Annotated in this window: 13 protein-coding genes and 2 pseudogenes; 4 read left to right on the forward strand and 11 right to left on the reverse strand. The window is 43.0% G+C overall.

What is annotated here, in order from left to right; translation table 11 throughout:
* Positions 1–37: 37 nt before the first annotated feature.
* The gene (locus JCM21738_RS04135; RefSeq protein ID WP_081742037.1) at positions 38–307 is read right to left on the reverse strand and encodes an OsmC family protein; all 270 of its coding nucleotides are present in this window, start codon (positions 305–307) and stop codon (positions 38–40) included.
* Complete coding sequence (locus tag JCM21738_RS04140) at positions 308–508, reverse strand: hypothetical protein (RefSeq protein ID WP_023614297.1); 201 nt, start codon at positions 506–508, stop codon at positions 308–310.
* A 202-nt stretch (positions 509–710) separates the two neighbouring features.
* Here JCM21738_RS04140 and JCM21738_RS24160 point away from each other — a divergent pair, with 202 nt between their 5' ends.
* Both JCM21738_RS24160 and JCM21738_RS04145 read left to right on the forward strand, forming a co-directional pair.
* Positions 711–848: a hypothetical protein gene (locus tag JCM21738_RS24160; RefSeq protein ID WP_023614298.1), complete on the forward strand. Its 138-nt coding sequence runs from the start codon at positions 711–713 to the stop codon at positions 846–848.
* 100 nt (positions 849–948) lie between these two features.
* Positions 949–1230: a hypothetical protein gene (locus JCM21738_RS04145; protein WP_035208935.1), complete on the forward strand. Its 282-nt coding sequence runs from the start codon at positions 949–951 to the stop codon at positions 1228–1230.
* A gap of 802 nt (positions 1231–2032) precedes the next feature.
* Here JCM21738_RS04145 and JCM21738_RS04150 read toward each other — a convergent pair.
* On the reverse strand, positions 2033–2632 hold the full coding sequence (locus JCM21738_RS04150) for a class I SAM-dependent methyltransferase (protein ID WP_023614300.1): 600 nt from the start codon (positions 2630–2632) through the stop codon (positions 2033–2035).
* Positions 2633–2865: 233 nt separating this feature from the next.
* Between JCM21738_RS04150 and JCM21738_RS23010 the strand changes: the two genes are divergently transcribed.
* Both JCM21738_RS23010 and JCM21738_RS04160 read left to right on the forward strand, forming a co-directional pair.
* Complete coding sequence (locus JCM21738_RS23010) at positions 2866–3036, forward strand: thioredoxin (RefSeq protein ID WP_243462885.1); 171 nt, start codon at positions 2866–2868, stop codon at positions 3034–3036.
* Between the two features lie 226 nt (positions 3037–3262).
* Positions 3263–3802 carry a DUF3231 family protein gene (locus JCM21738_RS04160; RefSeq protein ID WP_023614302.1) on the forward strand — a complete coding sequence of 180 codons (540 nt, stop codon included), beginning with the start codon at positions 3263–3265 and terminating at the stop codon, positions 3800–3802.
* A gap of 207 nt (positions 3803–4009) precedes the next feature.
* On the opposite strand, the pseudogene selB reads toward JCM21738_RS04160, so the two are convergent.
* The 8 genes and pseudogenes from selB to JCM21738_RS04200 form a co-directional block, all read right to left on the reverse strand.
* Positions 4010–5865: pseudogene (gene selB, locus JCM21738_RS04165) on the reverse strand (selenocysteine-specific translation elongation factor).
* A 216-nt stretch (positions 5866–6081) separates the two neighbouring features.
* A complete protein-coding gene (gene coaW / locus JCM21738_RS04170; RefSeq protein ID WP_023614304.1) occupies positions 6082–6888 on the reverse strand; it encodes a type II pantothenate kinase in 807 nt (268 codons plus the stop codon).
* Between the two features lie 206 nt (positions 6889–7094).
* Positions 7095–8297 carry an ABC transporter substrate-binding protein gene (locus JCM21738_RS04175; RefSeq protein WP_023614305.1) on the reverse strand — a complete coding sequence of 401 codons (1203 nt, stop codon included), beginning with the start codon at positions 8295–8297 and terminating at the stop codon, positions 7095–7097.
* Between the two features lie 88 nt (positions 8298–8385).
* Positions 8386–9093, reverse strand: coding sequence for an ABC transporter ATP-binding protein (locus JCM21738_RS04180; protein WP_023614306.1), 708 nt, complete (start codon positions 9091–9093; stop codon positions 8386–8388).
* A complete protein-coding gene (locus JCM21738_RS04185) occupies positions 9086–9850 on the reverse strand; it encodes an ABC transporter ATP-binding protein (protein ID WP_023614307.1) in 765 nt (254 codons plus the stop codon). The genes JCM21738_RS04180 and JCM21738_RS04185 overlap by 8 nt, the downstream gene beginning before the upstream one ends.
* 2 nt (positions 9851–9852) lie before the next feature.
* Complete coding sequence (locus tag JCM21738_RS04190; protein WP_023614308.1) at positions 9853–10878, reverse strand: branched-chain amino acid ABC transporter permease; 1026 nt, start codon at positions 10876–10878, stop codon at positions 9853–9855.
* A complete protein-coding gene (locus JCM21738_RS04195) occupies positions 10878–11741 on the reverse strand; it encodes a branched-chain amino acid ABC transporter permease (protein WP_023614309.1) in 864 nt (287 codons plus the stop codon). Before JCM21738_RS04195 ends, JCM21738_RS04190 begins: the two co-directional genes overlap by 1 nt.
* A 45-nt stretch (positions 11742–11786) precedes the next feature.
* Positions 11787–13461: pseudogene (locus JCM21738_RS04200) on the reverse strand (long-chain fatty acid--CoA ligase).
* Positions 13462–13469: the final 8 nt, after the last annotated feature.

The raw sequence follows: 13469 nt of genomic DNA on the forward strand, positions 1-13469 counted from the left end.
AATGAGCCCTCATCTTATTAGATAAGGACTCATTTTACTAGTATTCTTCGATTTCCCAGGTATGTGTGAACTGGATGCAGCCCTTAAGTGTTTGTGCAACCGGACATCCTTGTTCAAAGACGTTCAATGCTCTTTCAGCAGCTTCACTTTTTCCTGCTGGGACCTTCAATTCATAGTGACAACTGATTTTCGTGATTTTAAGGACTCCCTCCGGTGCTTCAATTGTTCCTTGGACTTTAGCCATGACTTTATCAGGTGAAGTTGGTATTTTACGCGCCTCCAGCGCGCCAGATAGGGTTCCAACCAGTCAGCCGCCTGCTGCAGCAACAATATGGTCAAGCGTGGAAGGATATTCTATTTCTGGATTTACACCATAGAACTGCTTTACTCCGCCATGGACTCCAAAAACCAAAGGCTCACTAAATCCATCAATATAAGCCTCTCTTATCTTATTTGGGGTATCTTTTTGAATCACTGTTATCTTCGTTAAGGCGATTGGCTCAGACAATTATACGATCCCTCCTTAGTTTTCTAACTTCAACATATAAGAAAGCTTTCTGATTATCAAACATTTGCCTACAGGTTTTATAAATAGGCAGCCCGAATTCACTAATCTATGATACAAGCTGATGCTCGTCCGATATTTTCACATAAGATGTTCTTGTAAGGTTCGGATCTTACCTATCTTCTTCAAGGAAGGGGGTGAAGAGATGTTAATTACTGCGATTGTCGTTCTTTTGCTGGCACTTGCTTTGGTAGTTGCGATCTTGTTGGGTCAGGACGCTCTAGCTGATGTCCTTTACACTTGCATCGGTGAAGTAATTGCTGTAGAAAACGGTGCTGCATAATCTCTTCAAGAGATTTGAGACCTGAAGTTCCTTACAGTCTCTCCGGCTATACCGGTATATGCCGGGGAGATCTTACTTATAGACAGAAAGGGTGTATCAAATGAATGAGAAAGAAGTAAAGCCACATATTGAAGATTTAAAGAAAGATCCGACATTAAATGAAATACTTAATTTTACCCAGGGAATCTTTAAGAAATTACCCGAAAACGATAAGGTAACCGATAACAGTAAAGCAGATAAGGATAGTCAATTGAATGCAGAAACACTCAACTCCCTGGTGACTGCTGCACAAAGTTTTATAAATCCAACTACTCTATCATTTCTCTCAAAGACCTTAAATCAATCAGAAATTAAAGAAAAGATTCTAACCCTACTAGCTTAAACATAAGGTCGAACAGCTCACAGCTGAATTGAGCGAAGTAAAAGAAGGCTTGAATGAAGCCAAAACTCAGTTATCAGAGAAAATTAAACGTTTGGAAGAACTAGTCCAATACCTTAAACGCCGCAGGAGACGGTAAGTAAATAGAGTCCTTCATTTTCAATATATGAAGAACTCTATTTTTGTGTGAATTTCAGCTTACGTTTGCATAAGGTGTTTTAGGGTCTCTGCTGTTTTTGTAACCCTCTCATGAGTAAACGCCTCTTAACCATTAAAAAGTAGTACCGCCAAATAAATGGCTGTTCCCCGCATAATCATAGCGGATACCTTATTTATTACACCGCCTCCCGACTTGCGGACCAGATTGAATTAAGATTCTAAAAATCGTGGAAAAAGTGAGAATTACTGACGAATTAATAAGCCGGGATCATAACAGATGGTATAACCGGGCTAAAGTTGAGTCAGTACCGACAACGATTATTTTCAAGTGCGCAAAATGATAGCGGAATAAGAAAAGCGCAAGCGCCTTGGTCAGCCCCGACAAGCGTTGGAGGGCCTGACAGTGAAGTCGTTCTTTGACTTCATTGGCAGGACCGAAACGTCTCGAGGAGCTAGGCGCTGAAGCTAGATACTAATCTAATTGGATAAATTTATACTTTCTCTAGTTAAAAAGGACTTAGAACACATTCACTCCCTTTACCCTTTTTAATTTCCTCTGTATTTATTTCGACAAATCTTTGGAAAATCCTTGAAGAAATAAAAAAAGCGACCTTCTTTTCAGAAGAGCCGCTAGTTTTGCAAATCTTTATTTTTCTAAAATTATCTGGATTACATGACCAGTACCGGTATGTAATTGACCTTCAATTCGTTCCTGTTCTCCGTAGAAGAAATGTACTACTTTAAATCCTTTCAGCCATTGTAACAGGTCTGCTGGATCGTAAAGCATATCGACTGTTTTTGGCCCGCCTGTTCCATAGTGGACCTGATCCTCGGAATATACTTCAAGCATGACAATGCCACCTGGTTTAACAGCCGTTACTAATTTGTCAAACACAGCCTTTTGGTCCTGTTTAGCAAAATGGCCGAAAACCATGATCGCTGCGTCGAATTCAGCACTTGGGACTGAATCGTGAATTAAATCTTTCTGTTCAGTCTTGATCTTCACTCCATTGCTTTCAGCCAAGGCTTCAGTTTTCTTCAACCCATTCAACGCATAGTCGTAAGCTGTGACATCTAGACCTTGTTTAGCAATGTAGACAGCATTCCTGCCTTCTCCTTCCGCGAAACATACAACTTTTTTTCTCCCCTTTTTCAGCCTATGTACCTGGCTCTTTATAAATAGGTTTGGTTCCTCACCGTATACATATTGTTCAGACCCAAAACGTTCATTCCATGGATTGCCCATTTTATCACCCCTCCTTATTATACCCATTACCCTTTTTATAGTATGATTACTATGCTTAAGGCTATTCTTTTTTAAATGGGTATCAATAAGATAAGGAGGTATATTCAATGAGAGAATTAACGACAATGGATGAAGTTAAAAGTTTGATCGGTGACAAAGAATTAAGCTTTATTTATGTATTGACCGACAGCTGAAGTGTCTGCCATGGCCTGCTTCCTCAGGTCGAGGAAGTGTTGAAAGATTTCCCTAAAATAGAAACCGGTGTAGTAAATGCGGGAAAGGTCGAAGAAATCGCAGGATTCTTAATGGCATTCACCGTTCCCGTCCTTGTCCTCTATGCAGATGGACGTGAGTATTTAAGGGAAGCTCGGATTGTCCAGGTTGAAAAGTTAAGGAGGATATAACTAAAATATACGAAGGTTTTTTCGGGGAATGATGGTGAGCTTGGGATTAACAAGCTCTTTTCTCATTCAATTAAGCCTGTTGTAATTAAGCTATTCATCCTCTATTATCTGAAAAATGAATCCACCCCTCCTTATTCCATAATTTCACATAAAAAAGAGTGTATTAAGTCCTATTGATTATGCAAACTAATCCATGGACCAACGTCCTTTCATAAGGAGAAATAACATGAATATAGAAACGATAAGGAGTGGGATCATGGGAATATTAAGCGGGAATCCTAAAGATGAACCAATGCATTATGGTGAAGTATATGGCACGTGGAGCCATCTATCGATCAATCACGGACTTATTGCAGGATATCAGACATTCATCAATCATATTGGTGATGAGGACCTTAAAAAACTAGTTCAAGAAGCCATTGAAGCAATGCAGGAAGAAAACAAGCAGGTAGAGGAATTGCTAAAATCAAATGGAATTGGGCTTCCTCCTGCACCTCCAGAACGCCCAGTTGCTCACCTAGAAGCTATCCCTCCAGGAGCAAGATTTAGTGACCCTGAAATTGCTGCAGCTGTTTCAAAGGATGTTGCGGAAGGATTGGTAGCTGCCAGCACAATGATTGGCCAATCCATCAGGGAAGATATTGCTGTAATGTATGGCCAGTTCCATATGGCTAAAGCACAATTCGGGGCTAAGATGCTGAAACTGAATAAAACAAAGGGATGGCTAATCCCTCCCCCATTGCAAGTTAAATCTTCAGAGAGTTAAATAATTTTATTATGTAAACAATTCTAAATTAAAACAGCAGACCCTCGAGGGTCTGCTGTTTTTGATTGTTCATCGATTTCGTACGAAGGATACTCTCGTTCGGACAAAACCCCGTTGCATTCCTTCTAATTTGTCCGAAGCCTATACCCATGTTTAACTGTATTCAAGAACAGTACCGTTCAACAATCCATTTGTAACACTTCGGGATTATTTCTTCCAAACCCTCTTGTTCTCGACTCTCCTTGTATACCCAAGTGCATCGAGACGCTCCAGGAAAGGAATCATGTATTTCCGTGATAACTCCACTGCTTCCTTAGCCTGGGGAACCTCAAACTCATCCCTTGTATGTTTTCTTAGTCTCTCAACCGCATCCTCAAAATGAGCGCCGTACCAGGCATATTGATCATCTAACGGGACGATTTCCCCCTGATCCTCAAGGAAGCGTTTCATCTCAACTGCTATGGAGTCCGGTATGCCGGCATTTTTTATATAATCATTCAGGTAAGCAACCTTTAGGCCATCCGCCTTAAGTTCATTAAGCATATTTTCTGTCCGCTTCACCCAGTTTTTCGGGACGTGAGGAACAAAGCTTGCCAGGTAAATATACTGTTCTTTCCGGAAAAATAAGCCCTTGTTGATGCCATTATCGATAATGAATTCAAGCAAAGTTTTAGAAAAAGATTTCTGAAGTGACTGTAGCAGCTCAGCTTTGTTCATTCCAGTTCGCATTGGATTTTCTTGATGGTAATCCTCAAGCCGGTCTTTGATATCTTCTTCAATGACTTCGACTACTGATACAAGAGCGTATTCCTTATTCGAAATGCGGACGAATTGTCCATCATTCAAATTGGTCAAAATCAACCCTTCATCAAGAGCAGTTCGTTTAATCAGTTCATCGATAGATAGACTTTTTGCTTCATATAAGGCTGCGTTGATTCGTTCAATTGGTGTGCCTGCCTTCTTTTTCTCAAGCTCTTGTATTGTCTGCTGGCCAAATCGATATTTATTTCCACGCGGGTCTATTACCCAACCGCCGCCAATCGTTTCCTGAGGACTTGGCCGACGGACGATAAAACGGTCTCCACGCTTTGTAACGATTTTTTCATCAAGACGGAGCTGACAAAGGATTTCACCGTTGTCCTCTTTTAGTTCATTTCGGTCAAAAAAGACAATCCGGCCCATTACTTCGGCGGTACCGATATGGCACTTGATTAGAGTCCTTTGTTTCACCAAATGCTCAAGGTCCTCAACCACCCTGATCGCGACATCAATTGTATTCGTTACGATAAAATGTTCAGAGGAAACAAGCACCTCTCCCCGTTCAAGATCATCTTTTGAAACACCCGATAGATTGATGGCTGCCCTCTGCCCCGCATAAGCCGACTTTGCTTGCTGATGATGTACCTGCAGCTGACGCGCTCTCACTTCAATTCCGGACGGAAAGACTTTTAAAAGCTGACCCTCTTCAACTGTCCCTTCATATACAGTACCCCTGACAACGGTACCTTGCCCTTTAACCGTAAATACCTGGTCAATCGGGAGGCGGAAAGCACCTTTGGCGTCGCGCATTTCCTGCTCCTTCAGCGTTTCAATGATCATTTCTTTCAATTCATCGATCCCTTTTTTCGATAAGCTGTCAACCATCATGAATGGAGAGTTCTCAAAGACAGTTCCTTCAAGTTCACCTAAGATATCATCCTTGACAAGCTCAATGAATTCTTCTTCAACCCGGTCGATTTTAGTGATTGCGATAATGCCGGAGCGGATCCCCAGGAATCCGAGAATATCCAGGTGTTCACGCGTCTGGGGCATGACCCCTTCGTCCGCTGCAACAACAAGAACGACCAGGTCAATCCCTGTAACACCGGCTATCATTTGCCTGATAAAGCGCTCATGGCCTGGTACGTCAACGACTGAAATTTGCAGTTCTTCATCTTCATATAATGGCGCAAAGCAAGTTCAATCGAGATTTGCCGTTCTTTTTCTTCTTTTAGACGGTCGGTATCCACGTTCGTCAACGCTCGTGTCAATGATGTCTTCCCATGGTCAATATGTCCGGCCATCCCAATAGTAAAATACCTCTTGCTCAAATGCTGACACCTTCTTTTTATATGTAAGCTTAATCAAAATCTCTCCATCTTCCATAAGCTTGTCCGGGATCGGGAGAACAAAATTAAACATGTAAAAGTAAATATTATTGCCTAAAAAGCAATGTTTATAAAACCACTCTAACTTTTATGCGATGATTGTTCAAGCGGAGAAAATGAGAACAATTCACTTCAGTTGCCCCTCATAGCTCCAATTGCACCGCTGAATTCCCCGTTTCGCAGAAAAATTGGTTCAATACCGGACATTTTACAATAAAGCTTGAGGCTGGATTGCAAAGGCTCATTGCCTGTCAAAGTACTGCCGATAAAAACTGTTTTCTTTATATCGTGAAGGGCAGCTGTTTGAACAGTTAAAAGCGTAATGGTTTCCGCAATCATATTTATAACTGACGCCATTTGGTCAGACGGTGAACTGATATCTTTTACCGCTGACTTTGCAAAGTTGCTCGCAGTTAAATTACCTGGAATCGGTGGTTCTTCAGGATCATAGATATCTTTAACCAACAGGTCTACATTTCCCCTTTTCCCTTTTTGGGACATGTTGACCAATTTTGAAAAATCATTTGACTCAGCAAGGATTTTGCCTATTCCCATGAATGTACCTCCGCCGACGCCGCTGCCTAGAACCCTGTCATAATGTTCATCTTCAATTGTAAACCAGGAAGTGCCTGTCCCGATATTAATCAAAAGGAACTTTTCATGAATAGTCCTGCCTTCCTCCATCATCAAATACTTTGCCCCTTTACATGCAGCGGTAAATTCATCAACAATCTTTGCTTCGGGAAAGTATTCTGCTTTAAATCTCCCTGCTCTGCCACCAGTCAGGGTGATCGTTTTATTCAAAGAAATCATTCTTAGCCACCCAATGGCAGCATTTGCTTCATGTATGCTATGCTTTCGAAAATGCATTCTGTTTTTTTCTTCATAAGCTATTTTTATTAAAGACCCGCCCGCGTCTATACCAATAGAATTATTCATTCGTTGCCTCCTTTACATGAAAATCATTAAAACATTCATTTACTTCTATTGTAAGTCTCAGGAAAACTTGAAAGCAACGGAAAAGCGGCAATTCAGTTTAAACTGCCGCTTCCTGGCCGATCACAAAGTCTGATTGGCTTATGACTTTTGCAGTTAGGCCATTAGGTTGGCCACTTTCTTAATATTCGCCCCCTAGTGATTTCCTTCTAATCAGCCTTAATCGGAACGACTTCCCCATCTTCTATCGCTGCAACGATCAGCTCGGCTTCAAATCCGCCATTCGGATCAATTTTTGGAATGACATAAACTTTTTTGTCTTCTGGCAGATTATCCAGACCATCCTGCATGTGGCTCATGATTTTTTCAGGATCATCGACTGAACCTGCAGCTTTTATCGCTTCAGCGAAAACATACATGGCGATATAATTCAAGCCAGCTTCTGAACCTGGGTCCTCATTATATTTCGCACGATAATTCTTCACAAATTCTGGAATTCCAGGACTGTCAGAATTAACAAGCGGCATTACTCCAATCGCCCCATTAAGGACGTCATAACTGCCTGTAACTTTCTTCATTTCATCGAACTTTGCCTGGTCCATGACAATGAATCCGCCTTTGAAGCCTAGTTCTCTCGCCTGTTTGGCAACTTTTGCGGTTGGCTCGGACGGTCCTCCGATAAACAATACATCAGGCTTCTCCTTCAGGGCATTGGTTATGATAGTGAAGAAATCAGTATCTTTTGCGAAGTCAATAGAAGAGTTATACACTACTTCTCCGCCTGCTTCTTCCCAATGAGGCTGCAGCTTTTCTGCCCAGTCCTTACCGTATTGTGAGGCAGTCGGCAGGAAAGCGATTTTCTTGCCGAATTTCTCCATTGAATAATTTGTGAATGGCTCAAGATAACCATCATAACGAGGAGGGATTCTGACTGTTAATTTATTGCCGCCTTCCGTTACCTTAGGTTCACTGGTGTAGGCGCCAATAATGAATTTTTCCTGCTGGTTAAACACCTGCATGGCTGCTACTCCACCACTGTGCGGTGTGAAAATGATCGGTGTTTTGTTCTCCTGCATCAGTCTCTTTGCGTTCCCTCCCGCTTCATTTGGCAAATATTTATCATCCAGGGATACAATGTTCAATTTATACTTCTTTCCATTTACCTCAACTCCGCCGGCTTTGTTAATCTCTTCGGCTGCCATTTGTACACCGTTCAATGTCCGTTCTCCGTAAAAGGCTGCCGGTCCGCTTAACGGTCCTGTGTATCCAATATTAATCGTTCCTTCTCCTGGTACGGCTTTAGAATCCGTTCCTCCCGTATCCGTTTTTTCAGAGCTGTTGCAAGCGGCAAGGCTGAAAATCAAAGCAAACATTATACTTAAGACTGCTAGCAGTTTAGACTTCTTCTTCATTTGCTTTCCCCCTTAATTTGTTTTCTTAATATTCAGAAATATAATTTTAAACCGCTCCGCAACCACCTCCCTAAAGACAGAAGTTGTTTTAAGCACCTATATAAGCTTTCTTAATCTCATCATTCGCGAATAGTTCTTCTGAAGTACCTTCCAGCACAACTTCCCCGTTTTCAAACACATAGCCTTTATCAGCAATCCTCAAGGCAGCATTCGCATTTTGTTCTGCAAGGAGGATCGTGGTTCCTTCGCGATTGATGGTTTTGATCACTTCAAACATCTGCTCTACAATCAGAGGAGCTAACCCGATGGAAGGTTCATCGAGAAGCATCAGCTTCGGTTTAGCCATGAGTGCTCTGCCAATCGCAAGCATTTGCTGCTGTCCTCCACTCAGTTGTCCAGCCATATCATCTTGCTTCTCTTCTAAAATAGGGAAAAGATCGAATACGTGCTTCATAGATTCCTTTACCCCTTTTTTATTCTTTCTGCGGACATAGGCTCCCATCTTCAAATTCTCTTCCACTGTCATTGAAGGGAAGAGTTTACGCCCTTCCGCACACTGGACAATGCCTGACTGGACAATTTTATCTGGGGAGCGTTTGTTAAGGGTTTCGCCTTCAAATTCGATACTTCCTGAAGACGCTTTGTTCAGCCCGCTAATCGTTTTGAATATGGTGCTTTTCCCTGCTCCGTTTGCCCCAAGCAAAACAACGATTTGACCAGGAGAGACCTCTAGATTTACATTATGGACAGCTGTGAAGCTTCCGTATTTTACTGAAACGTCCTGCAGTTTAAGCAATTGCACTCCCTCCCAGGTAAGCCTTGATGACAGCGGGATTATTCTGGATTTCTTCAGCAGTACCCTCTGCGATTTTCTCTCCGTAGTTGAGAACCATGATTTTGTCTGCCAGCTTCATGATCATTTGCATTTTGTGTTCAATCAGACAGACAGTAATCCCACTATCAACCATTTTATTCATTAATTCTGCCAAACCCTCTGTTTCATCCGGATTGACGCCAGCTGCAGGCTCATCAAGAAATATGATTTCTGGTTCAGTCGCCAAAGCCAGCGCAAAGGCCGTCCGTTTTTTCTCTTCCTGAGTCAGGCTGCCAACCAATTTCCCGGCAACCTTTTCCAACCCGGTAAATCGAATCACTTCGAGAGCTTTTTCATGGCATTGATCTTCTTCTCTTCTCAACCTCTTTGTTCTTAAAATAGCGTCCAGTAAATTGGACCTTGTTCTTAATCTGTGTCCGACGACCACGTTGTCAAGGACAGTTGACTGTTCAAACAGATTGGTAGTTTGAAAGGTGCGTGCAATTCCCATCTCAGCGATTTTATTTGGAGGCATATTGGTGATATCCTGACCTTTCAGTATAATGCTGCCTGAGCTCGGAGGGTGGAAGCCGCTTATCAAATTGAAAAACGTTGACTTGCCAGCGCCATTAGGACCGATGATGGCATTGATCTTACCCTTTTCAATTGTAAAATCAACGTTATGAACTGCTGTTAAACCGCCAAATTTCTTCGTTAAATTCTTAGTTTCAAGGAACATTCTTATCCCTCCTTCACCTGATTTTCCGCAGAGATTGAGTTTTGTGAAAATCGTTCGTCCATTTGCGCTTTTGCAAGCTTTCTCTCAGCACGTTTTGCTTTCCACCCAGAGATTGAACCTGCGATTCCTCGGGGATAAAAGATCACCAGCAGTGTCAGAATCGGACCAAAAATAAGCATGCGGTAATCCTGGAGAAATTGCAGCTGCTGTGAGATCCAGACAACCAAAACAGTACCCACGATTGGACCTGAAAGCGTGCCGATCCCGCCAATCAACAGGTAGGTAAGCAAATCAAACGTGATGACAATGTTGCCAATATCAGGTCCGATGAAGCGAACGAAAGAGGCGTAAAGGGCTCCTGATAATCCTGCGAAAAAAGTGGAGAGCACGAACGCTTCGAGTTTGTTTTTCATAGTAGATATACCGATTGTTTGTGCCAGGTTCTCACTATTGCGAATAGCAATGTAAGTCCTTCCTGTCAGTGAATGCACGATACGATAGACAATCAGAATCACAACGAGCAGGATCGCAAGGACGAGGTAATATTGTGACAGCGGTGTCTCAAAGGAAATCGGTCCGATATTTCCTGGTGCCGGTATCCCTATAAGCCCGCGGACACCTTCTGTTAAGCTGTCCCACTTATCAATGACCAGGTAAAGTATATACCCTACACAAAGCGTATAGATGGCAAAGAAGTGCTCTTTTGTCCTGAGAGCAATCAGGCCAATCAAAAAGCCAAGAACGCTGGTAATAATCAGGGCAAGAACAAAAGCCAGCCAGAAATTCATCTGTGCTTTTACTGTCAAAATCCCTAAGGAATATGCACCAACCGCAAAGAATCCAGCATGTGCCAATGATAGATATCCTGTATAACCGGCCAGCAGATTAAGCCCGTATACACCAATCATCCAGATAAAAGAAAGAGTCATGATATGGATGAAATAGTCATTTTGGGTCACAAATGGAAAGAAGATAGCGAATACCACGAGTGCGAGAATGATATTTCGTTTATTGATGATTTTCTCCACTAGTGTCCCCCCTTTGCAAAGAGTCCTGTTGGTTTTACTGACAGGATGATCACCAACAGGATGAACGCGATGAGATCTTTATAATCGTTTGATATATACGTTGCTCCCAGACTTTCGCTGAACCCAAGAATGTAGCCGCCTATGATGGCTCCCGGAATGCTGCCCATCCCGCCGAGAATGATGATGACAAACGCTTTTAGGATAACCAGCTGTCCCATACCAGGAAAAACCAGGTTGATAGGTGCAGCCAGAGAGCTGGCAATCGCCGCAAGCCCTCCGGATATAAGGAACGTCAGCATAGCGACCCGGTTCGTATTGATTCCTACAAGGTTAGCTCCGTCACGATCCTGTGACATGGCGATGATGGATGCCCCTGTATAAGTCTTTTTCAAGAAAAGGAAAAGCAGAACCATGACCGCAATTGCCGCAATGATGATCAGCATTCTTTGCATCGTAAAGGTTAACCCGAATAACTGTACGACCTGGCCATAGGGCGTTGGCATTGTATGATAGTCAGCTCCCCAGACATACTGGGCAAAAGCTTCAAGAAACAGCAGAATGCCGATTGCAGCAATTTTGTCGTGAATAGGCGGTGCATGCCTTAATGGGTAAAAAACCAATCGTTCCATCAGCACACCAATAAGTCCGACAACAATGACAGAAACCAGGATCGCCAGCCAATAATGAAGCCCGTACTGCACCATCATCATCAAGGTGATATAACCGCCCATCATATATAGGGCACCGTGGGCAAAATTCGGGATATGAAGGATACCGTAAACTAGAGTAAGTCCGAGGGCCACCAGTGCATAAACACTTCCGATGGTAAGCCCATTGAACAGCTGCTGAATTAAAATCTCCATCAAGATCCTCCTTATAATTTGATAGCTACATTCGACGGAGTGCTTTTACCTCACCTGTTTTTCAGCTTTTTCCCGTTCTTCCTCCTGTAGTTTCCGCCATAATATTTTGCCGCTGCTTGTCATTGGTAACTGTGTCCTGAACTCGACCTCACGGGGATATTTGTAGGCCGCCATATGCTGTTTGGACCATTCAATTATTTCATCTTCACTTATTTCTCCTTCGTACCCCTCATTTAGAATCACGAAGGCCTTCACAGATTCCCCTCTTCTTGGATCTGGAATACCAACCACCACAGCCTGCTGTATGGCCGGATGCTTGTAAAGGTAGGATTCAACTTCAGTCGGCCACACCTTATAACCTGAGGCGTTGATCATTCTTTTCACCCGGTCGACCATGAAGTAATAGCCTTCTTCATCGAAGCGGCCAATGTCTCCTGTCCTGAAAAACTTTTTGCCGTCAATTTCAATGAACGAATTCCTGTTTTCATCTTCTGTTGTAATAGCCGACCATTACCTGCGGGCCATTCATGACGATTTCACCTATCTCTCCTGCACCAAGTTCTTTTCCGGTTGAGGGTTCAATGATTCTTGCATCGACATCAAAAGACGGGATGCCAAGGCATTGCATTTTAGGCCTGTCAGGCGGGTTGAAGTGGGTCTGGGCAATTGTTTCTGAAAGTCCGTACCCTTCCACAAACCTCAGCCCTGTAAGTTTGTACAGTTTTTCTCCGACAGCCTCAGGTAGCGCTGCACCGCCGCCTGATATCGAGGTTAACGTGGCGATATCCTCTTGTTTCAGTTTGGGATTTGCCAGGAAGTCGACGATCATTGTTGCAATTGCCACCCAGTGCGTGCACCCCTGCGATTGAATCAGTTCAACTGCTGCCTCGCGGTTCCATCTTGTCATCAGGACCATTGTGCTTCCTGAATAGATCGGCATATGCATGCTGTGGACCATTCCGGTAACATGGAATAATGGCAGTGTTGTTAAATGAACTGCACTGGTGGTAGAGCTCGACCAGTGGTACGCACCAATGGTATTCGCCTGAACGGTCCGGTTCGTATGCATACAGCCTTTGGGCATCCCAGTGGTTCCAGAAGTATAAGGAAGCACAACAAGGTCATCTGCCTGGGTAGTATGAGCACGTGGTTCATACTGTGCCGATATGGCTTCCTTCCAATGGAAGTGTCCTGGCTGCTCGAAAACCTTTCTTGCTGCTTCAACTTCCGGCGGCAATATACCTTTGAATTCAACCCCTTTATAATCAGAATAAGCGGCAACTACTACATTAATTAATGGAGTTGTTCCTATAAGCGGCTCAACCTTGTCATAAAGCTCCTGTCCAACTAGTGCGGAATTGATTCCGCAATCCTTGATATAAAAGCTCAGCTCTTCTGCGGTCAGCATTGGATTGATTGGCACCACAATTGCATCTGCTCTTGAAATAGCATAGAATCCAATCACGAACTGTGGGGAGTTCTGCATGAATAACAGGACTCGTTCTCCTTTTGTCACACCCAGCTTTTGCTGAAGGAAGCCTGCCAGTGCGTTGACCTCTTCATCAAGCTCCTTGTAGGAAATAGTGTTTCCGTAATAGTAGATCGCACTCTGGTCAGGGTATCTCGCTGCACTGACTTTTAAATTTTCATAGAGTGATGTTTCCGGCAATTTCAGAGATTTAGAGATTTTCGGCCAATGATCAAAATGAAGATTCGGCATTATTTATT

It is taken from the genome of Mesobacillus boroniphilus JCM 21738, from assembly GCF_000517385.1.
GTDB classification, from domain to species: Bacteria; Bacillota; Bacilli; order Bacillales; family Cytobacillaceae; genus Mesobacillus; species Mesobacillus boroniphilus.